The 20,461-nt window shown below is 58.6% G+C and carries 19 protein-coding genes; 5 read left to right on the top strand and 14 right to left on the bottom strand.

Annotation, left to right across the window (positions count from 1 at the left end; genetic code table 11):
* Positions 1–51: 51 nt before the first annotated feature.
* The 5 genes from CU048_03120 to CU048_03100 form a co-directional block, all read right to left on the bottom strand.
* A complete protein-coding gene (locus tag CU048_03120) occupies positions 52–420 on the bottom strand; it encodes an integration host factor subunit alpha (protein QBR70433.1) in 369 nt (122 codons plus the stop codon).
* Positions 421–701: 281 nt separating this feature from the next.
* Complete coding sequence (groL, locus tag CU048_03115; GenBank protein QBR70432.1) at positions 702–2,345, bottom strand: chaperonin GroEL; 1,644 nt, start codon at positions 2,343–2,345, stop codon at positions 702–704.
* Positions 2,346–2,400: 55 nt separating this feature from the next.
* Positions 2,401–2,688 carry a co-chaperone GroES gene (locus tag CU048_03110; protein QBR70431.1) on the bottom strand — a complete coding sequence of 96 codons (288 nt, stop codon included), beginning with the start codon at positions 2,686–2,688 and terminating at the stop codon, positions 2,401–2,403.
* 200 nt (positions 2,689–2,888) lie between these two features.
* Positions 2,889–4,427, bottom strand: a complete 1,539-nt coding sequence (locus tag CU048_03105; GenBank protein ID QBR72617.1) for a serine protease — start codon at positions 4,425–4,427, stop codon at positions 2,889–2,891.
* 343 nt (positions 4,428–4,770) lie between these two features.
* Positions 4,771–6,159 (bottom strand): DUF2252 domain-containing protein, encoded by a 1,389-nt coding sequence (locus tag CU048_03100; protein QBR70430.1) that lies wholly within the window; start codon positions 6,157–6,159, stop codon positions 4,771–4,773.
* A gap of 250 nt (positions 6,160–6,409) precedes the next feature.
* Here CU048_03100 and CU048_03095 point away from each other — a divergent pair, with 250 nt between their 5' ends.
* The gene (locus tag CU048_03095; GenBank protein ID QBR70429.1) at positions 6,410–7,120 is read left to right on the top strand and encodes a hypothetical protein; all 711 of its coding nucleotides are present in this window, start codon (positions 6,410–6,412) and stop codon (positions 7,118–7,120) included.
* A 3-nt stretch (positions 7,121–7,123) separates the two neighbouring features.
* On the opposite strand, the gene CU048_03090 is transcribed toward CU048_03095, so the two are convergent.
* The 3 genes from CU048_03090 to CU048_03080 are packed head-to-tail and all read right to left on the bottom strand — an operon-like array spanning position 7,124 to position 9,517.
* Positions 7,124–7,702 (bottom strand): rhodanese, encoded by a 579-nt coding sequence (locus CU048_03090; protein ID QBR70428.1) that lies wholly within the window; start codon positions 7,700–7,702, stop codon positions 7,124–7,126.
* Positions 7,702–8,571, bottom strand: coding sequence for a quinoprotein dehydrogenase-associated SoxYZ-like carrier (locus CU048_03085; GenBank protein ID QBR70427.1), 870 nt, complete (start codon positions 8,569–8,571; stop codon positions 7,702–7,704). Before CU048_03085 ends, CU048_03090 begins: the two co-directional genes overlap by 1 nt.
* Positions 8,534–9,517 (bottom strand): MBL fold metallo-hydrolase, encoded by a 984-nt coding sequence (locus tag CU048_03080; GenBank protein QBR70426.1) that lies wholly within the window; start codon positions 9,515–9,517, stop codon positions 8,534–8,536. The genes CU048_03085 and CU048_03080 overlap by 38 nt, the downstream gene beginning before the upstream one ends.
* Before the next feature lie 111 nt (positions 9,518–9,628).
* On the opposite strand from CU048_03080, the gene CU048_03075 reads away from it, so the two are divergent.
* From CU048_03075 to CU048_03065, 3 genes are all read left to right on the top strand, one after another.
* A complete protein-coding gene (locus CU048_03075) occupies positions 9,629–10,168 on the top strand; it encodes a TetR family transcriptional regulator (GenBank protein QBR72616.1) in 540 nt (179 codons plus the stop codon).
* Positions 10,169–10,280: 112 nt separating this feature from the next.
* Complete coding sequence (locus CU048_03070) at positions 10,281–11,084, top strand: ABC transporter (GenBank protein QBR70425.1); 804 nt, start codon at positions 10,281–10,283, stop codon at positions 11,082–11,084.
* Positions 11,074–11,847, top strand: a complete 774-nt coding sequence (locus CU048_03065; GenBank protein QBR70424.1) for an ABC transporter — start codon at positions 11,074–11,076, stop codon at positions 11,845–11,847. Before CU048_03070 ends, CU048_03065 begins: the two co-directional genes overlap by 11 nt.
* Here CU048_03065 and CU048_03060 read toward each other — a convergent pair.
* Both CU048_03060 and CU048_03055 read right to left on the bottom strand, forming a co-directional pair.
* Complete coding sequence (locus CU048_03060) at positions 11,844–12,980, bottom strand: permease (protein QBR70423.1); 1,137 nt, start codon at positions 12,978–12,980, stop codon at positions 11,844–11,846. The genes CU048_03065 and CU048_03060 overlap by 4 nt on opposite strands.
* Before the next feature lie 41 nt (positions 12,981–13,021).
* On the bottom strand, positions 13,022–13,870 hold the full coding sequence (locus tag CU048_03055; GenBank protein ID QBR70422.1) for a hypothetical protein: 849 nt from the start codon (positions 13,868–13,870) through the stop codon (positions 13,022–13,024).
* Between the two features lie 290 nt (positions 13,871–14,160).
* Between CU048_03055 and CU048_03050 the strand changes: the two genes are divergently transcribed.
* Entirely contained in the window at positions 14,161–15,450 is a 1,290-nt protein-coding gene (locus CU048_03050) for a glycosyl transferase family 1 (protein ID QBR72615.1), read from the top strand.
* A gap of 43 nt (positions 15,451–15,493) precedes the next feature.
* On the opposite strand, the gene CU048_03045 is transcribed toward CU048_03050, so the two are convergent.
* Genes CU048_03045 through CU048_03030 form a run of 4 tightly spaced genes read right to left on the bottom strand, consistent with a single transcriptional unit; the run spans position 15,494 to position 20,207 of the window.
* On the bottom strand, positions 15,494–16,843 hold the full coding sequence (locus CU048_03045) for a cytochrome P450 (protein ID QBR70421.1): 1,350 nt from the start codon (positions 16,841–16,843) through the stop codon (positions 15,494–15,496).
* Between the two features lie 28 nt (positions 16,844–16,871).
* A complete protein-coding gene (locus CU048_03040) occupies positions 16,872–18,524 on the bottom strand; it encodes a hypothetical protein (protein QBR70420.1) in 1,653 nt (550 codons plus the stop codon).
* Between the two features lie 8 nt (positions 18,525–18,532).
* Positions 18,533–19,498, bottom strand: a complete 966-nt coding sequence (locus CU048_03035; protein ID QBR70419.1) for a hypothetical protein — start codon at positions 19,496–19,498, stop codon at positions 18,533–18,535.
* 43 nt (positions 19,499–19,541) lie between these two features.
* Positions 19,542–20,207, bottom strand: a complete 666-nt coding sequence (locus tag CU048_03030; GenBank protein ID QBR70418.1) for a hypothetical protein — start codon at positions 20,205–20,207, stop codon at positions 19,542–19,544.
* Positions 20,208–20,461: the final 254 nt, after the last annotated feature.

The following is a 20,461-nucleotide window of genomic DNA, read 5'->3' as shown; positions in this document are numbered from 1 at the left end:
CCACCTCTCGCCGCCGGAGCGGCTGGCCGTGAAGCGGGGAACCCTGCGTGGTCAGCTTGGATCCTGCGTCTCCGGTTCATCTTCAATCGTAATACCATTGACCGAAGCACATAGGACCGGCGAGGGTTTGAAGGTAAGAACGCGGCGGGGTTTGATCGGCACTTCTATGCCAGTGCGAGGGTTCCGGCCGATGCGTTCGCGCTTGGAGCGAACCGAAAACAGGCCGAACGACCGCAGTTTCACGGGCTCGCCGCGGACCAAAGCATCGGAAATCTCTTCCAGAGCGATTTCAAAAATTTCCTTTGCTTGCGCGCGCGAAAGCGTCGAGCAGGAAGAATAAACAGCGTCGAGGAGATCCGCTCTCGTCGCGGTTTTCCGAATGGGCGCCGCATCCGATCGAGTGTCCGACCCGTGACTCACTTGGTTGGCTCTCCCGTGCCCACTCTATTTCCGCCAATCTTAGAACATTTTGGCGCCAAGAGGAAACCGGTACGGCAAAGCTTTGAAAAATAAGTAAAATGACAATTATATGACGCCTACTTTCGAACGGGTGTCCTCTCCCCAAGGCTGATCGCCAAGGCCGACATGAAAAAGGCCCCGGGGGTCCGGGGCCTCTGATTGATGCTGGAGCATGATCGTTTGGAATTGCAAAGATCATGCTTTTGCAGCGGCCGAAGCCACTTGCTTTTTGGCAGGGTGTCTTAGAAATCCATTCCGCCCATGCCGCCCATTCCGCCGCCGCCCGGCATTGCCGGGGAGTCCTTCTTCGGCTGTTCCGTGATGATCGCCTCGGTGGTGATGAGGAGACCGGCCACGGAGGCCGCATCCTGAAGTGCGGTGCGCACGACCTTGGTCGGATCGATGATGCCGAGCTTGACCAAATCGCCATACTCGCCCGTCTGGGCATTGTAGCCGAAGGCATAAGACGGATTCTCGATCAATTTGCCGACGACAACGGCGCCGTCGCCGCCGGAATTGTCGACAATCTGCCGGGCCGGTGTCTGGATCGCCTTACGGACGATATCAATGCCGGTCTTCTGATCGGGATTTTCGACCTTGACCGCGTCGAGGGCCTTGATGGCGCGCAGCAAAGCGACACCGCCGCCGGGCAGCAAGCCTTCCTCGACCGCGGCGCGAGTTGCGTTGAGCGCGTCATCGACACGGTCCTTCTTTTCCTTCACTTCGACCTCGGTCGCGCCGCCGACGCGGATCACCGCGACGCCGCCAGCGAGCTTAGCCAAACGCTCCTGGAGCTTTTCACGATCATAATCCGAGGTGGTGTCGGCGATTTGCGCCTTGATCTGGGCAATACGTGCCTCGATGTCGGCCTTGGCACCGGCGCCATCGATGATCGTGGTCGCTTCCTTGTCGATGCGAACCCGCTTGGCGCGGCCGAGCATCTGGACCGTTACGTTTTCCAGCTTGATGCCGAGTTCCTCGGAGATCAGCTGACCAGCGGTCAGGATCGCGATGTCTTCGAGCATGGCTTTGCGCCGATCGCCGAAGCCCGGCGCCTTGACGGCGGCGACCTTCAGACCACCGCGCAGCTTGTTGACCACAAGGGTGGCAAGCGCTTCGCCTTCGACATCTTCAGCGATGATGACGAGAGGTTTGCCGGTCTGCACCACCGCTTCAAGAACCGGTAGCAGGGCCTGCAGCGATGACAGCTTCTTCTCATGGACGAGAATATAAGGGTCTTCGAGTTCGGCGACCATCTTCTCGGCATTGGTGATGAAATAGGGAGAGAGATAGCCACGGTCGAACTGCATGCCTTCGACGATATCAAGCTCGGTCTCAAGGCTCTTTGCCTCTTCAACCGTGATGACGCCCTCGTTGCCGACCTTCTGCATTGCGGTCGAAATCATTTCGCCGACCGACTTGTCGCCATTGGCGGAAATCGTGCCGACCTGGGCGATTTCGTCGTTCGACGTGACCTTCTTTGAATTGGCCTTCAGATCAGCGACCACCGCGTCAACCGCAAGGTCGATGCCGCGCTTCAGATCCATTGGATTGAGGCCAGCTGCAACCGCCTTGGTGCCTTCCCTGACGATCGAAGCGGCAAGGATGGTTGCCGTGGTGGTTCCGTCGCCGGCCGCATCATTTTGCTTGGAAGCGACTTCGCGAATCAGCTGGGCGCCGAGATTCTCGAACTTGTCGGCGAGTTCGATTTCCTTTGCCACCGCGACACCGTCCTTGGTGATCCGGGGAGCGCCGAAGGACTTTTCGATAACGACGTTGCGGCCCTTGGGACCGAGGGTGACCTTAACCGCGTTGGCAAGGATTTCGACGCCCCGCAACATGCGGTCGCGGGCATCGGACGAGAAACGGACATCTTTGGCTGCCATGTTCAAACTCCTGAACCGAATTCATAAATTATTGGGTGAACGGCTTTAGCCGGGCTCAGGCGACGACGCCCAGAATGTCGCTCTCCTTCATGATGAGGAGATCCTGACCATCGATCTTGACCTCGGTGCCCGACCATTTGCCGAACAGGATCTTGTCTCCGGTCTTGACGTCGAGGGGGGTAAGCTTGCCGTTTTCATCGCGACCGCCGGGCCCCACGGCGACGATCTCGCCTTCCTGCGGCTTCTCCTTGGCGGTGTCGGGAATGATGATCCCGCCCTTAGTCTTTTCCTCACCTTCGAGACGTTTGACCACGACGCGGTCGTGCAAAGGACGAAAGCTCATGTCTCTTGGTTCCTTGATGCGCCGCAGGAGGCGCCCAAGAGGCCCCTCGCGACAATGCGGCTGAATTGAAACTGCACCCTGTTAGCACTCGCCAAATGCGAGTGCCAAGTGGGCGCTCCGTACTTAGGGAGTCGGCCTTCAACTGTCAAGCAGAGGGCAGATTAGAGCCGCTAAAACTTACTGGGTGCAGGGGAGCCGGATTACGGCAAGGCGAGCGCCACGAACCTCACCTCACCTTGGCCGTTGGCGACCAGCAGCAAGGCCGATTTCTTGCCACCGCTCTTGAGCGCCTGGATTTTCTTGGCGATGTCCGCGGGGTCCTTCACCGGTTCCTGATTGATCTCCATGAGCACGTCACCGACCTGAACATGTTTGTCCGCGGCATTGGACTCGGGGTCGACGTCGGTAATGACGACTCCCGAAGCGACATTGCTCTTGATGGAAAACTTCTGGCGCAGCTCGTCCGTAAGGCCCGAAAACTCCATTCCGAGGGCCTTTTCGACCGGGCCCGCGGTTACGCTCTTTCCCGGTTCTTCATGTTTGGCGGCGAGGGAGGTGCGCTTTTCATTGTCCTCCAAGCGGCCGAGCTTGATCATCTTGGTCAGCTCCTTGCCTTGCCGCACCACGACAATTTCAACATCCTTTCCGACCGGCGCCGAGGCGACAATCTTCGGCAGATCGCGGGATTCCTTGATCTCGGTGCCATCGAATTTGACGATCACGTCCCCAGCCTTGAGACCGGCGGCCTTGGCCGGACCCTTATCGTCGGTGCCGGCGACAAGCGCGCCACGCACCTGGCCGAGATTGAGAGTTTCGGCGATCGTGTCGTCGACGTTCTGAATGCGCACGCCGAGCCAGCCGCGCCGTGTCTCGCCGAATTTTTCCAGCTGGTCGATCACCGGAATCACGGTTGCGGCGGGGGTGGCGAAACCGATACCGATCGAACCGCCGCTCGGCGATAGGATGGCCGTGTTAATGCCGATCACTTCGCCGGCCATGTTAAATAGCGGGCCGCCGGAATTGCCCTTGTTGATCGCCGCGTCGGTCTGGAAATAATTATCGTAGGGACCGGAATCGATATTGCGATGGCGGGCGGAAATGATGCCGGCGGTGACGGTACCGCCGAGGCCGAACGGGTTACCGACGGCCACCACCCAATCGCCGACACGCATTTTTTCGCTGTCACCGAACTTCACCGCCTTCAGCGGCTTGTCCGGTTTGACGCGCAGCACCGCGACATCGACCTTCTCGTCCTTGCCGAGCACTTCGGCCTTCAGCTTCTGGCCATCCGTGAAAATGACCGTCACTTCATTTGCGTCCGCGACGACATGATTGTTGGTGATGACGATGCCGGAGGGGTCGATCACGAAGCCGGAGCCGAGCGAATTCGATTTACGCTCACGCTGTTTTTGATCTCCCCCCCGGTCTTTGTTGCCCTGTTGGTGGCGCCGGAAGAACTCTTCAAACAAATCGTCGAATGGCGTGCCTGGCTCCAGCTGAGGGGCGTTGCCGGCGTGCTTTTGATCCATTGTCTGGGTGGCCGAAATATTGACAACGGCATCACTTACGGCCTCCGCCAGGTCGGCAACGGAGTCCGGTCCCTTCGATGTTGCAGCCGAGGAAACGCCGAGAATGGGCCAAGCGGACCCGGCCGCGCCGAGGGCCAGCGCGCAGGCGACCATCATGGCAGCGCGTGCAGGGATACCGCGCCGATTCGCGTGGCGGGCCGTGCTTTCCATGCCGAAAATTTGTGGGAACAAACCCATGAAAACAATCTCCTTCAAGCGACCCTGCGACCAGGGCCCGCCGCCGCTTGGCTCAAGCGACGCGCGAATCTAAGGGCAAAGTGGCATAAACTCCCGAAGCCTCCGCGGCACAAGGGGCTCGCTGCCACCAGGGACGCAGCGCCAAGCCGCATGCTTCGCCGCCCACGGTTTTCTGTCCAGCGCCGGCTTTTACTACGGATCTTTGCGAAACTCATTCTTCTTTTTTGCAAGGGGCTTAATCGCTTAGGCCACGCTGTGAAGAAAATTATTCGCGGGGAAGGAGGCGGTCGATCAGAGGGGAAAAGCCGGCCGCAAATCACTTATGCGAAGGTCGAGCGCTTGATTCCAATGAGGCCTTCAGCAAAGCGTGATCGTGCTTTGTTTGCCGCGCATAGGCGATCGCAAAGGCCGCAATCGCATCGTCAAACACGTCCGATTTGCCCATATAGCCGGCCAGAAGGGCAGGGTCGCCGGTGCGGGCATGCGCCCTCGCCAGGGTTCGACCGCAGAGATTGGCATAGCCGGCGAGGGCCTTGTTCTCGACGACCTCTCCGATCGAGCCAAGCCGGCGGTTCTTGAGCTGCCGTACATAAAAATGCCGTTTGGTTTTTGGGTCTTCGGTCCACCCCAAGAAAATATCACTGGCCGCCTGGAGGGCGCGCTGACCCTCGACCACGCGATTGCCCTGTTGAAGCGGGACTTCAGGCGCTCCCACGATCTTTTCGAGGACCGACGCTTGCGCTTCCTTGACCTGCAGGAACAAAGGCTCTGCATCGGCCGACATGAAAAGACCGATGGCACAGAATGTCCCCACGCTGCCGACGCCGACGACTTTAAAGGCAATGTCGGAAAGCGCGTAGTGTTGGATCAGCCGGCGCCGTTCGGACAGGAGCGAAGCCTGATAGTTGGAAAAGGCCGAATGCGCATGGATCTTATAGCCCTTCGTCGCCTCGGTATCGAAATGATAGATCAGCGGCGGGCGGTCCTCGATATGCGCAACGCCCGCCTCGGTGGTCGCCAGATGCGGGAAATTATCATCGCTCGCCAAATCTTTCTTGGCTTTCACCAAGATGGAAAGAATTTTTTCCCGCAGCCTCACGTTGGCGATTCGCTTGGCTTCGTGGCCGACGTCCATCCGTATGTACCAGATTTGCAGCGGGGTCATCTTCGCGAGTTCGAGGATGAAGTCGCGATAGGATTGCACGGTGGCTTGGGCGAGGGCACGGGCCTTTTTGGCCGACATGCCGGCATCGATCGCGGCGACCGCCACGCTGGCAGCGAGCCGCTTCAGATCGACCGTGAAATCGATGCCGGGCAGTGTCTCGTCAAAATCATTGATGTCGAAGAGCACCCGTCCTTCCGGCGTGTTGGAAGCCCCGAAATTCATCAGATGGCAATCGCCGCACGCCTGAACCTGCGCCCCGACGTGGGGCAGGGTGGCCAGATCCTGCGCCATGACAGCGGCCGCGCCTCTGAGAAAGGTAAAGGGAGAAACCGCCATGCGCTGATAGCGGATCGGCAGAAGCTCTGGGATGCGGGTCGCGTCGGTCGCATGGAGAATGGCCAGCGGATCGCGATCGGATGCTGGCGGGCATTCCGCATGGCTCTCGCGGGAAACACGGGTGCGTAGCGCCCGGCCCGCAGCGTAGCGTTGCGCCCGCGTTGAGTTGAGCAAGGAAGCCCCATTCGCCGGCGGAATCAACATGGCCAAGCTCCCAAGCGAATGTCTGAGGATTCAATATAATCTTTTCGCGGCGACAAAAAGTTCTAAACCCAAACGCGCATGAAGCTAAACCAGGTCCGGGAGCGGACGGATGGCAGGCGCGCCGATTCGTTCCGACATCTTACTGTCATAAGACCAGCTTATCGCCGAAAATTCTACGCTTAAGCGGTGCAGACCGACGAGCCGCCGCTTTATCACGCGGGTCCGCTCCAATCCCGACCCTGGACGTTTTATGTCAGCTCTCTTCACTCCCGCATTTCAAAACGACGCGCTCAATTTGCTCGTGGCCCTTCTCCTTGGCGGCATCATCGGTTTCGAGCGGCAGTGGCGGCAGCGTTTGGCCGGCTTGCGGACAAATACGCTGGTCGCGCTCGGGGCCGCTATTTTCGTTGTTTTCGCCAGCCAATTCCCTGACGAAAGTCCCACCCGAGTTGCCGCGCAAGTGGTCACCGGCATTGGTTTTCTCGGCGCCGGGGTCATTTGGAAGGAGGGCGTCAATGTAAGCGGTTTGAACACCGCGGCGACGCTGTGGTGTTCCTCCGCGGTTGGGCTGCTGGCCGGCACCGGCCATTGGGGCCTTTCTTTCGTCGCGGCCGGCCTTGTCGTCGGCGTAAATCTGATCCTGCGTCCACTGGTGCAATTGGTGAACCGGCAGCCGCTCGAATCCGCGGAGGTGGAAACGTCCTATATTGTCACCGTGACATGCCAGGGGACGGAGGAGGCGAATGTCCGGGCGCTCCTGGTGCAAGGCTTTGGCGTTAGCGACCTGCATCTGCGCGAGCTCGAGAGCACCGATATCGAGGGGAGCGATCGCGTTTCGGTGATGGCCACACTCACCTCGGAAAAGCGGCGCGAAATCGCGCTCGAATATATCGTCGGGCGCTTGAGCCTGGAGCCGAGCGTCACGGCCGCGCGTTGGCGGGCGGTCAATACAATCGTGTAAGCGTTACTTTTCCGATTGCACGGACGGTTCCTGATGCGCGGTGGCAAGCGGATGGCCGGCGGCTTGCCAGCCCTCCGCGCCGTCCGGATACCAGATCACTCTGCGGTAGCCGAAGCTCATGGCGCGCTTGGCGGCATTCCAGCTCGCCCAGCACATCGGGTGGCAATAAAACACGATGGGATGATCGAGGTTGTTGCCGCTCAGCGTACTGAGCCGCGCCCGGAAAAACGCCTCAATATCCGCGGAAAGATTTGCCTCGCCAATTCCGGGAATCCAAATGCTTCCGGCGATATTTTCATGCGGCACGGGCTTCCAGAGTGTTTCGCTCGGCAAATTGTCCGGACGATGCGGGACGCTCGCGGCATCGATCAAAACAATCTTGCCGTTCTGGATGGCCTCTGCCAGGGCCTCGGTACGCACGACCTCCGCGCCGCTCAATGTCGCGGGAACGTCGCCATGCATGGGGCCGGTCCAATAGCCGGGCGGTTCGGGGACCTCGGCCTTGGTGGCTCCCGCAAGGAAAGCAAAAGCCAGCACGGCCAGAGCGATGGCAAGCGGCAGGGGCGACTTCGGGATCTGCATCAGCTGCCCTGCGAATCGAAATCGAAACTATGCTCGAAAACGGCATCGTCGCTATCGCGCGCGGTGATCGCCAATTTGCCCTTGGAAGGCGCTTTGAAAACGAAACTAATGGCAGGGTCGGCGGCAAGCGAGATGTCGCTGTCGAGATGAAAGACCAGTGCGCCGCCAAAGGTCGCGTCGATCGATTTGAGAAAGCGGGCCGGGGTGTAGCCTTGCGTCGCCGGGTCCATTTGCATTCCATTGAAGTTGGGATGCCGGATCAAAAGTTGCGCCTCCCGCAAAGGGCCGGGATTCGGATCGCCGACGAGTCGCAGCTTCATGTCGCCGATGCCTGCGAGCGCCGCTTGGTCGTAGGAGCCAGAGGGAGCGGAACAGCCACCGGATGCCTTCACGAAGCGATGGGACTCATAAAGCACACCCTGTTTGGTTTCTTCCACCGCATGGATGTTCGTGTATTGGCTGACGCGAACCCGGAGCTTCAGGCTTTGCGGATCTCCGGCCGGTCCGAACGTGAAATGCGCGGCGACGGGGGCCGGATTATCGTCGATCACCAGATAGATGCTTTTGACGTCTTCCGGGTTTTGCACGCTGATCGTGATCGGGACGAGCGCCGCGTCGAAGGCGCGATCGGGGGCTTCGAGAGAAATTTTGGCGTCGCCATTTTGAAGTTGCTTGCCGACGAAAATTTCTTGCGCCAGCTCGTTCCAGCGCGTGGCGCGCGCGGATTCATCGTCTTGGGCAGCCGCCGCGCTTGAGAAAACCATCGCGCCGGCAAGAGCCATCCCGATTGTAAATCTGTTCATGCCGATCTCCCGTGCGATCGATCGCCGATCATTCCCACTCCAGTTCTTTGTAAGCCTCGGCGACATTGCGGTCGTTATAGGCGTCGAATAATGTCCAGGCGCTGCGCTCGGAGGCCGCAACGGTCTTGACGGCGGCGTCAATACCGACATTCTTGCCGATCGCCCGCCGTGTGTCACGCTCCAGAGTCGTAAGATATCGCTCGATGTCGGCCGATCCAGCCGGCCAATCCAGTGAGACCGGACCATGCCCGGGAACGGCGCGCAGCGCCCCCAGCCCCTTTAGGGCGGCGAGCTCCTTGAGCCAGCCACGCAGGCTTCCATCGAGCGAGGGTATACGTTGCACGAACAGCAAATCGGCAGGCAGGAGCGTGCCAGTCTTTTTATCGAACAGGCTGAGATCGCAATTCGTGTGGGCGATGCCATGCGCCCTGGCTTCAATGATGCGATCGCCGAGATCGAGCTCGGCCCCGTCGCGAACCTCCAAGGTCGGCATGACAAATGTTCCAGCCCGATCCGGTCCCAATAGTTCGGTCAGGATGTTTTTGTAATAATCACCTCGCTGTTGCAGGGCCGGAGCCAGCTGGGCATGGCCGACAAAAACCGGACCCTCGCCGACAAAGGCGCTCGCGCCGAAAATATGATCCGGATGGACATGGCTGATCACGACATATTTGATCGGCAGGTCGGTTTTTTGCTTGATCGCGGCCCGCAGATGTTCGCCATCCGCGCGGCTTCCGCCGGCATCGGTGACGAGCACGCCTTTGCTGCCAATTATGAAGCCGATATTGGCGATCGCATCGCCGTTGTCAGTCGTCGCCTCTTCATCGAGCCCGCGGCGGATATGGATTCCGGCCGCGATTTCTTCCATTGCCATCGCCCCCGAGGGGCTGGCTCTGGGTCTCGACGGCAAGCAACAGAGACAAAATCCGCCGAGGAGCACATTGCGCCGCGTGGGAGCCAGCCCGAGGGGGGGCTTTGTTTCACCGACGACGCCGAAATCGTGGTTTGCCATGCTCACTCCATTGGTCTACCTACTAGTAGGTAAGTATTCCGGCGTCAACGGAGGCGAGGCAGATTTTTGGATCACGGGCGGGCGAATACGGCGATCGATACACGCAGCCGTTTGATCGCGCAGGCGGAATTCCTGGTGCGGACGCGCGGCTATGCGGGCTTCAGCTACGGCGACCTAGCCGCGGCCATCGGCATCCGCAAGGCCAGCATCCATCATCATTTCCCCAGCAAGGAGGATCTGGGAGCCGCGCTCATCGAGAGCTACACGGAGCGTTATGACGCCGCGCTTCATGCGATTTGGGAACAAAGCGAGTCTGGCATCGGGCGGCTGGAGGCCTATGCCAAGCTCTATCTTGAGGGGATGCGTCAAGGTCAGGGGTGCCTTTGCGGCGTCATGGCGTGTGAGCGCGACATTTTGCCCGACCGCCTGCGGGAGGGCTTGGCGGCGTTTTTCGACCGGCATCTTGTTTGGCTGGAATCGGTGCTGGAAGCGGGGATGAACAATGGGACGATTCGCGCAGGGCTCACTCCGGCCCATTCTGCGAAACTCGTTCTGGCCACACTCGAAGGCGCCTTGATGTTGGGACATCTCGTCGGAAAAACGTCAGGTTTTGAAGATACTATCGACGCCCTTACAAAATCTCTGCGGTAATCGGTAGCTTTTCCCAGTCGGCGTTGACGCGGACGCCTCAAACTGGTCTACATCGCCTCAATTCGCCGAGCCTGAATCTTTCCATCGGCCCAAAATTAAGATCTGTACATAAATGAATTTGCTGACACCTCTCGCCAACGCCTGGCATTATCGCGAGTTGATAAGAGCCGTCGTCAGGCGGGAATTAGCCGTCCGATTTCGCGGGTCGATCCTCGGATGGGTCTGGGCGATTTTCGGGCCGCTGGTGATGCTGAGCGCCTATACGGTCATTTTTTCACATGCTGTCGGGGTTCCTGCCTCCGCGAAGGGCGGCAGCGTCGGCAGTTACGCTTTGTCAATCTTTACCGGTTTGATTGTATTCAACCTGTTCAGCGAACTCGCCTACCGATCGCCCGGCCTCCTGCATGAACATGCCGGAGTCATCAAAAAGTCGATTTTTCCGAGCGAGACGCTCGCCTGGACGGCAACAATCCGCGCCACCGTCTATGCCGGGATAAGTCTGGGGGTGCTCCTGGTGTTCGAACTGGTGCTCACGCGGTGGCTTCCGCCGGCCAGTTTGCTTTTGCCTTTTGTCCTCGTGCCGTTCTTCTTGTTCCTGCTCGGGATCTCGTGGTTTCTCATGGCGCTCGGATCATTTACCCGCGACGTCGCGCATCTGATGATTTCGATCGTGCCGGTTTTCATGTTCGCGACGCCGATTTTCTATTCGATTGATGACGTGCCGCCCGATCTGCGCATCTATCTGCATCTTAATCCCATCGGAAATTACGTCGAAATGATCCGTGATCTCCTTTTGTTCAACAGGTTCCCAAGCTTGCTCCTCTATGGGGGGACGGTTTTGGCCTCAATTCTGATCTTCTTTTTCGCTTATCGTTTTTTCATGCAATACAAGGCCGTGTTCGTCGATGTCATCTGATGTTGTCATTAGCTGCGATCGCGTGGGCAAAGCGTTCCAGCTCTATATGCGGCGCAATGATCAGCTTAAGCAGGCGATCTTCGGCCATTGGAAGCAGTTCTACCATAAGCACTGGGTGCTTCGGGATATCAGCTTCAAGGTCCGCCGCGGCGAAAGGATCGGCATCATTGGCCGCAACGGCGCTGGCAAAACCACTCTCTTGCAGATTATCTGCGGCATCACCTTGCCGACCGTCGGCACGGCGAAAGTCACCGGCCGGGTCGCGCCGATCCTCGCGCTCGGCGCTGGGTTCGACCATGAATTGACTGGCCGGGAGAATGCCTTGATCGGGGGGGCCATTCTGGGCCTGCGCCGGTCCGCCATCGAAGCCAGGCTTCCCCAGATTGCCGCCTTTGCCGATATCGGCGATTTCTTTCATCAGCCTCTCAAGCTCTATTCGAGCGGCATGGCGGCGCGGCTTGCCTTTGCCGTCTGTGCGCATGCCGATGCGGAGATTCTGATTGTGGATGAAGCGCTCTCGGTCGGCGATGCGACCTTCGGGGCGAAATGCGATGCTTTCATCAAGGATTTCGCTGCGCATGGCACGATCCTCGTCGTGTCCCACGATCTGATGGCCCTGGAAAGCCTTTGCGATCGAGTGCTCTGGATCGAGGATGGCGCGGTGCGCGACCTTGGCGCCGCAAGCCATGTCATCGCCGCTTATCGCGAGACGATTGAGGGCAAGCCAAAGATGGCGATCGCCGAGACGCTGAAATTGGCTTAGCCGACCGGCGCCGCGACGAGATCCTTGGGCACCGGAAAATTCGCGTTTTGCCGCCTTATGAGAAAAAGGGCCAAGGCAAATTCGACGAGAATCGCGAAGCCGACCAACCAAATGAGCCGGGGATCCTGGCGCACCAAGGTTTCTGCGGACACTAGAATGGCGACGTGGATCGCCGGGATCGCCAGCACCGTCGCTGTCGTTGCCGAAGATCCGCGGCCGCTCGCCGAAGAGACGCTCAGCACGAGCCCGATCGCAAGCAGCGCGTGGGTCAAGGCCAGCAAGGGGATGCCGCACCGCTTGGCGGCTTCGCTCATCCATTCGGCATAAAGGCGCGGGGCCCAGATTCTGGACGGCCTCTGGTGAAAAAACCCCGTCAACGGCAATTCGAAGACGCCGCGCCAACTGCGTTGTGGCAAGCCGGTTGAACCCTGCATGTCGATCGACATCGCATATTCATCGAAATTCGCCGTCCGAATAGCCGAACCGTCGATGGGATGCGTTTGGATCGATCCATTGGTCAGGATCAACACGACGCCCTGTGCGTTACGCCGGAACTCGGTTTGGGCCGCGGTGATGATTTGCTCCTCGTTCTTTTCCGCGGAAAGTTGATGGATGAACATGCCGGAAACGACATCCGGGGAGCGCCAGCGCTGAAAATAGATCGTCCGCGCACCATTATTGAAGGTGTAGAACTGCGCCGGCTCCAGCATTCTGTGATTGAGCGAATTGCGGATCACGTGAATCACATCGTGCATCTTGCCGACGTTGGAGGGTGCGAAATCCGAGGAGATCCAATAGCCGGCTCCGACCGCGACGATCGAAACGAACACAGCCGGAAGACAAATCGCCCAAACCGAAAGACGTATGGAATAGAGGACCGCGATCATCCCGTCGGACGACATGCGCGCGAACTCGAGCGCGACGGCGACGCCGACGGCCATCGGCAGGGCGATGTAGAGAACCGTGGGTAAGGTCCCAAGAAGCGCTGGTGTCAGCAGCCCGCCGCGGATCGCGGCCGGTGGCAGATAATGGAAAAGCGAAGTCATGACGACCGGAGCGCAAAGGCCCAAGGCTATCAGCAGCGACGAAATCGCAATCCGCTTGGCAAAATAAATGAACAGAAGACGAGGCATCGCTGGCTACGTCCCGCCCGCATCGTCTGGGGAAGAGCTGGTCAAATCTTCATCCGGGCCGCAGCCTTGTGAGAGAGTTGCCGCCACGCCGCATCGAAGACGCGGCGGCTCGGAAGCGTTACAGCTCCGGCCCAATGGGCGAAATAGATCTTGTTGCCGAGGACGTCGCGCGGTCCCTCGGCGTCGAATGTGACGCCTTCGGCTTTGTAGAAGCTTTCGCCCGACGCCCCTGGGAGGCATTTGTGCAAAGGGGTAATTTTCAGACCCCGCCGATGGGTGACAAAATTGGTGACCGGTTGCGCGAACAACATGCCGCGCTGGCGTACGGCATGAAAAATCTTCTCGTCCTGTTCGATCACTTCGTAGAAATCCTTGAGGCTGAGAATTTCTTTTGAAGTCACGAAAAATCCGTCATTGAACAACATGACGTCGCGAAGGAAATCATATTGGTTGCGCTTTCGATTATAGACATAGTCGGCTGTCGGCGCCGCCACGATGAAGTCGCTCTTGCCGGCTTCGAGGCGGCCGAACATCTTGCTGAAATCACGAAACAAAATTATGTCGACATCAAGATAGATGACTTCGTCCAGCGGCAGTGCCAAGGCAAGGAACTTGCGCAGACGGCGGCGATGTCCGGGAAACAACGGGTAGAGCCGCTTCGCCAGAGCGTCGAGCTCTGCGCTATCCGGGTCGACGAAATGAACCCCGTAAATATCGGCCGCGCGGCGCGTCAAAGCGACGTTGTCGTCATAGGGGATGAGATAAAGCGGCGTAGCGGCATTTGTCGCGAGGTAGCTTTCGAGAAATGGCAGCAGCCAGTTGATGATTTTGTCATTGGCGATGACGGCGATGCCATAGTTCTTCTTGTTGGGTGAAACTGAATTTTCCATTTGCTCTAGGATTCACTCTGAATTGAGGCCATTGCCATATCGATGGGATCGCGAAGAGAGGATAAGCAACGCCAGTTTTGGTCCGAAATTTGACTGCAAAGCTATTATTCTTGAGTCTGGTGTCGGTTTTCTGAATTGCTTGTTCTTTCTATCCGGCCTGGAGCCCTTGCGAAGAAATCTCAGGTCCCTGTAGCTTGACCGAGCCGTTTCGATCAAGCCGAAGCTTATGCGGCCCAACCTGGACCCCTGCTTTTTCGGCTGGGGCCGGTGCAAGGCCCCGTTGGAGCCGTATTTTGCGAATTTTGCGATGGTTGAGTAATCCTAAAGGTGCAGCTTTGCCGTCCGCGGCTCCCGCTCGCGACGGGCTGCTCGCCGGCAAGGTCGTGACGATCGTTCACCCGGCATGGCATTCCTGCGGCAGTCATCAGGTTTTTGTCTCTCAAGCGCGGGCCTATCGGAGCCTCGGCGCAACGGTCGTCAGCCTCGCCGTCGCCGACACGCCAGGAAGTGTGGACGGATCTGCGTCCTGCAAAGCCTATTTTGCCGCGAGCGGCGACCTTGAGGCCGATATTCGTCTCTACGCGGGCATGCCGCTACAAAAAATCGTGAACGCGGGCTTTCTGGCCGCTCTGTCTCGATGGCTCCGCGGCAATTACGCGGCCATGCGGGTCGAAATCGCAAAGCTCGCTGCGCTCCCGGTCGCGCTTGCGAGTCTGCCGCGCATCGATCTCATCCATTGCAACCATTTTTTCTGCATGGCGGTTGCGACGCGCCTGCGCGACCGGGCTCAATGTCCCATTCTTCTCGACACCCATGATCTGCAGGCGCGCCAATACGCTTTGCGCCATCGCGGCGGACTAACACTCCCGCCGGCGGCCAGTTTTGAGGACATGCTTAAAATCGAAATCGAGGCCATGCAGCCGGCCGATATTCTGGTGCATCTCAATGATGAAGAGGCTGCGGCTTTCCAAAAGCTCGTTCCCGAAAAGCGGCATGCCTTGCTTTATCCGACCGTCAAATCGGCGGAGGTAGGTCCGGGCGGCGAGGATTTCATCATTATCGCCAGTGCCAATCATGCCAATGTCCTCAGTCTCGTTTGGTTCTTGGAAGAAGTGATGCCGCTGGCCCCCGGTGTTCCGGTCAAGATCCTTGGCAATATCGACCAACAGATGCGCAGCCATGCGCCAAGTCTCTATCGGGCCTACGCTCCTTTGTTTCTGGGCCGGGTCGGCGATCTTCATGCCGCTTATGGCAAAGCCGCGGGGGTTCTCCTGCCGGCAACTGCCGGGCATGGGATCTCGATCAAAATGATCGAGGCGCTGTCGAGCGGCGCACCGCTCATCGCAACGCCACTCGCCTTTCGCGGCAGCGGCCTCGACGCGGCGCATCTATCAAATGTGACTGTGGCCGAAACCGCCGCCCAATTCGCAGCGGCCATGCGGCTTGTCTTTGCCAATCGTCACCAGCGCGGGGCCGACCGAAAAACTTCACCCACGCGCCGGATTTATGAAAAACAATTCGCCTTCGCCGCCTATCGCCAAGCGCTGCTGAATATCGTGGAGCAGATCTTGAAGGTTTGAAGCCTAGCGGAAGCTAAATGATGCTTTTTTGCCATCGCCTGCTTTAGTTCCATTCGAGCACGAAATGCTGAGGAAACTGGGTCCCCCCCGTGTCGATCTGGCCCGCTTCGCCAGCCGCACGCCGCAGACCCGGCTTCATCACAAGCGGTTTGAGGATCGCTGGCAAGACCGCGCGATTGACATAGGCACCGAAACAGCCGTGGAGTCCATATCCCCAAAGGATATAGTCGCCCCAGGGTCTACCCGCGCGGAAGGCCTCGGGATCTTCGATTTTCAAGGGATCGAACATCGCGGAGAGATTGGCCGCAAGCACCATCGTGTCTTTGGGGATCTTGCGCGCGCGGAAATGTCCCGCCGCGATCTGCGTGTCGCGCGCGGCACGCCGATAGATAAAGGGATTGATCGGGTTGAACCTAAGTGCCTCGAAGACATGGGCGGCAAACAGACTGTCGTCGCCGTCGAGTGCGGCCTGCTGCGCCGATGCAAAGGCGGCGGGCCGGTCGAGCAATTGTTCGAGGGCCAGAACGCTTGCCTTGGAGATCGTGGGAATTGCACCGATGACCAGGCCGAGGAGGTTATTGCGAATATCGAGATCGCTCATGCCGGGGAGGCCGGCTGCCTGCATAGGAAGACAACGTCCGAGCACATCGTCCTTCTGCTCACCTGTCGACTTGCGGTGAGCGATGGTGGCATCGATTACCGAGCGGCAGGAAGCCGCGGCTTCAAGGGCGTCGTGCTCTAGCTTTTGATCTCCGGTCAGATCGGCGAAGAGATAGCGAAACATCAGGGTCGCCCAGTTCATGAAATCGCCGTCGCTCGCCCCCGTGACGCCGAAATAATCGGTGACGATCGCGGTCGGCACCGGCAGGGTGAGGTCAGGCGGCACATCAATTCGGCCGGATTTTTCGGCGACAAGCTTTTTGGCCAGCCCTTGCGCCAGCGGCTCGACGAAGGTTGCAACGTCATCGCGCCGCATCGCTAGGCGCATGTTGGACACATCGCGCGTATAAAGCGCGGTATCCTGCATTCCGAGGAAGAAGTTTTCTCCTCCGGTGATCGCCCGCATTCGAGGTTCATAGACAACCTCGAAATCGGCATTTCGATCGAGCACCTCGATGACGTCATCGTGGCGGGTCACCAGAGCCGTGCCATTATTGGGATAGGATTTGACGAAGCGCTTCGGCAGAACAGGGGAATTGGGAAGGAAGGCACGAAACACGCGGAAGCCCTGCCTTTGCACCAGCGGCTCCTGGAACGCCGCCGTTGCCTTTTCCCGCAGGCCGGAGCCCTTGGCTGCAAAGACGGCCGCGGGAATTTGGTACAGTGCGACAAGCCCCTCGAAAATCATCCGCAGGCGCAGTCCAAGAACCGCCACGAAATTTGGCAATGTCATCGATCGTTCCTCCCCATCGTTACGAGTTTCACGTTGGGTCGACCACGCCCATACCGATCATCCGCAAGGCAGTCATGCTCGGCGCGAAGAAATATTCACCCCCGCGTGTTTCGACGAATTGCGGGACGCCCTCGACGATAAAGGGCGGATGGCCAGATCCTTGTGCGGCGGGAATGACATATTTGGCTTTGGGTCCATGTTCCCCGCCGGGTTTGCCGTCGGAATGATTGCCGACGAGGGGGCAGGTGTCATTGCCCGCGCCGGCGACGAATCCCGAGTTGATCCATTGCTGTTGAAGAAATTCGAACTGCCGGAACAGGCTCGCGCAGACGACCAGCATGACGAGTCCGTGCTCTTCGGCATCGCTCACACGGGTGGTTGGATCGCCATAGGGCAGGCCGCGCCGCAGGATACGGCGCCGATTGTTCAAGGCGGAGGTGCCAAGGCCGGTCGGATCGAGCATATCCCGTGTATTGGTCCGCCGCATATGGGCGGTCATCGGACATTTGCTCCCGTCGGGATCGTCCCGAAAGGTAAAATTTGTGAGTGCCGCATAGCGAGCCGCCCAGCCCGGCTTGTCGGCGGTATAGTCGACGTCTGGATATTTCAGGTTAAACGCTTTCCAGGCCTCGATCGTCGGCGCCGCCGAGAGAGGCACGCCGTCCGACCAGCGTCCCGCCATCTTTGCCATGAGCATTTCACGCGCATCGTAAGGATTTTGGAGTCCGAAGACAGCTCCAAAGCGCTCCGCCGTTTTCATCATGAAATCATGAAACGCGATGACATTTTCATGGAGCTTGCGATAGGCCATGAATGTGCCGTTGCGGCTGAAACTCAACGGCATCGCCGCGCCTGCGATCTCTTGCCCCTCGTCAGGATAGCCGAGCAGAAATTCGCCCGTGGCCAGGGGACGCCAATTGCCCTTGCTGTCGAGGGCGCCATTGCCGACCGCAAAATGGCGTTCATATCCGTCGGGATATTGTCCCTCGAAAACCGGGTCGCCGATCGCGTCGGTGAAGCCGAAATGCTCCTTCGCCACGGCTTTGACCTTGCCATCCGCGCCATGCTCCAGGATTGCCGACAATTCTTGAAATTGTTGGCGCGGGCGGCCTTTTTGATTATGGCCGGTGAGAAGCCTGAGGCCGCCCGTGGTCAGCCGCAGCACTTCGATTTCCCGGGTTTTCTTTTCTAAGGCCGCGACTGCTGTTCCGTCCGGATTCATCTGCGCATTGAGCGTGATGAGGATATGCACCGTGTCCGGATGGGTGCCGCGGTCGCTGCCGTTGTGAAACCAGACTTCGTCCCAAGCCTCCTTCCACTGGGGGCCCTTGAAATCGTCGCCGAGCATCGGCGCGCGCAATGTCATGCCGTCGATGAACTCATCCGGCATGCCACGCAATGTGCGGGTAGGAATGCCGAGCGCGAGGAGACCGTACCAGGTGAACGCTATATTGACGGTGACCTCAGGACGTTCCACCGCGATTTTGCCGGTCGGGATTGCCTGGGCCGATGGCCAGCGCAGGGCCGTGGTGATCGACGGCAGCAATGCGGACACGAATTTCCGCGCATAATCGCCTCTGTCGATATGAAAGAGCATGAAGCGGGCTTTTGGGAAGCCCTGCCGTCCGTAAGCGGTAAGGATATTGCCTTGAATATCGGCGAGATCGAGTACGACGGCCATTTGCGCCTCTATATGCCGATAACGCCAGGCTGCTGGGTAGGCGCGGCGAGGTTGTCCGGCTGATTGAGTTTGACGAAGGCGCCGAAATTATCCTGAAGCTTTTGCGCCGATGCAGGATCCGCATCGACCGCCAGCATTTGCGAGTCGATCGCAAACCGGGTGAACACCCGCTGCAGATGCAGAGCCTTGAGAATCGTCGGAAGATTGCCGTCCGGCGCCGCCGGGAAGGGCTTTGCAGCCGCTGCGACCATGGTCGAATAGCCGGCGTAGAGGATGTATGCAAAAGGCAGCGCGCCAATCAAAAACAAGGTGAGCCCGGGCATGAGACCCCAAACCGATGCGCCGAAAATTCCCAGCCCGAGCGCCCCAAGGCCTGCGGTTATAGCGGCGTTCTTGTAGCCTTTGAACGGCCAGTCCGGCAGATCGAGTTTGTCGATGTAATAATCATTGTAAGGCATCGTCGTCTCGATCTGGCAGCGCGCGATATAGGCCGCGAAGGACGCGGCATCCGACACCTTCGCATCGAAGTCGTAGCAGAAGGTGAAAATTTCCTTCAGCTCCTTTTGCATCGTCTCCCAGAGAAGGGTCAGATAGGAATTGCGCTCGGAATCATCGCCGCTTGCGGCATCGAACTCCGCGACGAAAAGCAGAAACGGGTGCGAAAGATGATCCTGCGGCTGTGCGACCAAGAGATCGGTCTGCTTGAATGTCGAGCGAAGCGTATTGATGGGTTCACGTCCAACATAAGCAACGTCGTCGATGATCACCAAACGGGCGAAATGGTTGCGCGTATTGCGTGCGAAGGGGCTTTGGCCGCCGCCGAAAGAAGGCGATTGCGCCGCGGTCGGCAGCTTGGCGAGCTGCTTGCGCAAAGCGTGAACCGGAGACGTTATTACCCCGTCGTCCCGCACCGGCTCGGTCTTAACCGGCACGAGCGTAGTCAAGAAATAATGTCCGCCATCGAGTGTCGGCATAATCGATTCCCCGCTCTGCCGGCTTAAATTGCAGCAATATGGATTATATCAGCGTCGCGGCCGCCTTCGGCTGCTGCTTCAGGTAATCGGCGCGATTGGCATCGGCATCTTTTGTGTCATTGCTCGCAACCGGAGCATATCCTTGGTAGCCGAGATCGTTTTGAACCAGGCGGAGTTGCTCGATATACGCCGCTTGAAATTGCTTCGGCGTTGAGGTCGTCCGTTGCGCGACAAGGGTCAAAATGGCGCGCCGCACGCGTAATGCCGCCTTGATATCGCGCTGCGCCGCTCCTGGTGTCGCGGTATAGTAATAATCCGTGTCGATTTGGTTTAGTCGGATGTAATTCTTGAAAGGTGTGATCGGAATCGAGTGCGGGTATTTCGTGCTCGAATACCAGAAAAGATCCAGCCCATTCGGAATACCATCCGAAAAAGCGTCGATATACTGATCCCAGGTGCCGTTGAAATTGCTACAGAACAGCATGTAATCATTCTGCAGCTTCTGTTTGCCTTGACCGAGATCGGGCCATTGTTCGCGCTTGATGATGACCCATCGCGCGAAATGGATGAGGGCCAGTCCCATCAGTCCCTTGAATCGGGACGGAATCGCGCGCGAAAAAATGAAGATGAACCGAGTCGTGGACGTCAGGCGCGGCCGCATCGGCGAGATGACAGTCATGCCGTAAGCTTTGCCCGCGACATTGGACATCCACTTTTCCCCCTCGGACGGCGTGAGCCAGTATTGGCCGGGAATTCTCCGCGACTCGCGTTTCTTGATCCAATAAACCGTGGATGTTTATGTTTCTTAAATATTATGCCTCATTTTCTACGCCAAGCAAGGCTCGGCCAAGCCCAAACTGTGGAAGCTGATCGGTTTTAAGGCCAAGCTTTTGATAAGACCGAGGAATCGTTTTCGCCGGGGGTCCTGCCCCCTTGGAGAGGCTTTGCTGTTTGGGCGAACCG

The sequence above is a fragment of the Beijerinckiaceae bacterium genome (genome assembly GCA_004564215.1).
Classification (GTDB): domain Bacteria; phylum Pseudomonadota; class Alphaproteobacteria; order Rhizobiales; family Beijerinckiaceae; genus Methylocapsa.
This window is presented reverse-complemented; position numbering and strand designations above follow the sequence as displayed.

Coding starts and splice junctions, on each gene's coding strand:
- CU048_03030 (QBR70418.1), bottom strand. CDS start 20,207: ATGTCCAATGTCGCGGGCAAAGCTTACGGCATGACTGTCATCTCGCCG.
- CU048_03100 (QBR70430.1), bottom strand. CDS start 6,159: ATGTTGATTCCGCCGGCGAATGGGGCTTCCTTGCTCAACTCAACGCGG.
- CU048_03070 (QBR70425.1), top strand. CDS start 10,281: ATGAATTTGCTGACACCTCTCGCCAACGCCTGGCATTATCGCGAGTTG.
- CU048_03090 (QBR70428.1), bottom strand. CDS start 7,702: ATGCAGATCCCGAAGTCGCCCCTGCCGCTTGCCATCGCTCTGGCCGTG.
- CU048_03085 (QBR70427.1), bottom strand. CDS start 8,571: ATGTCGCCGAGGCTTACAAAGAACTGGAGTGGGAATGATCGGCGATCG.
- groL (QBR70432.1), bottom strand. CDS start 2,345: ATGGCAGCCAAAGATGTCCGTTTCTCGTCCGATGCCCGCGACCGCATG.
- CU048_03065 (QBR70424.1), top strand. CDS start 11,074: ATGTCATCTGATGTTGTCATTAGCTGCGATCGCGTGGGCAAAGCGTTC.
- CU048_03035 (QBR70419.1), bottom strand. CDS start 19,498: ATGCCGACACTCGATGGCGGACATTATTTCTTGACTACGCTCGTGCCG.
- CU048_03045 (QBR70421.1), bottom strand. CDS start 16,843: ATGACATTGCCAAATTTCGTGGCGGTTCTTGGACTGCGCCTGCGGATG.
- CU048_03040 (QBR70420.1), bottom strand. CDS start 18,524: ATGGCCGTCGTACTCGATCTCGCCGATATTCAAGGCAATATCCTTACC.
- CU048_03105 (QBR72617.1), bottom strand. CDS start 4,427: ATGGAAAGCACGGCCCGCCACGCGAATCGGCGCGGTATCCCTGCACGC.
- CU048_03060 (QBR70423.1), bottom strand. CDS start 12,980: ATGCCTCGTCTTCTGTTCATTTATTTTGCCAAGCGGATTGCGATTTCG.
- CU048_03080 (QBR70426.1), bottom strand. CDS start 9,517: ATGGCAAACCACGATTTCGGCGTCGTCGGTGAAACAAAGCCCCCCCTC.
- CU048_03110 (QBR70431.1), bottom strand. CDS start 2,688: ATGAGCTTTCGTCCTTTGCACGACCGCGTCGTGGTCAAACGTCTCGAA.
- CU048_03055 (QBR70422.1), bottom strand. CDS start 13,870: ATGGAAAATTCAGTTTCACCCAACAAGAAGAACTATGGCATCGCCGTC.
- CU048_03095 (QBR70429.1), top strand. CDS start 6,410: ATGTCAGCTCTCTTCACTCCCGCATTTCAAAACGACGCGCTCAATTTG.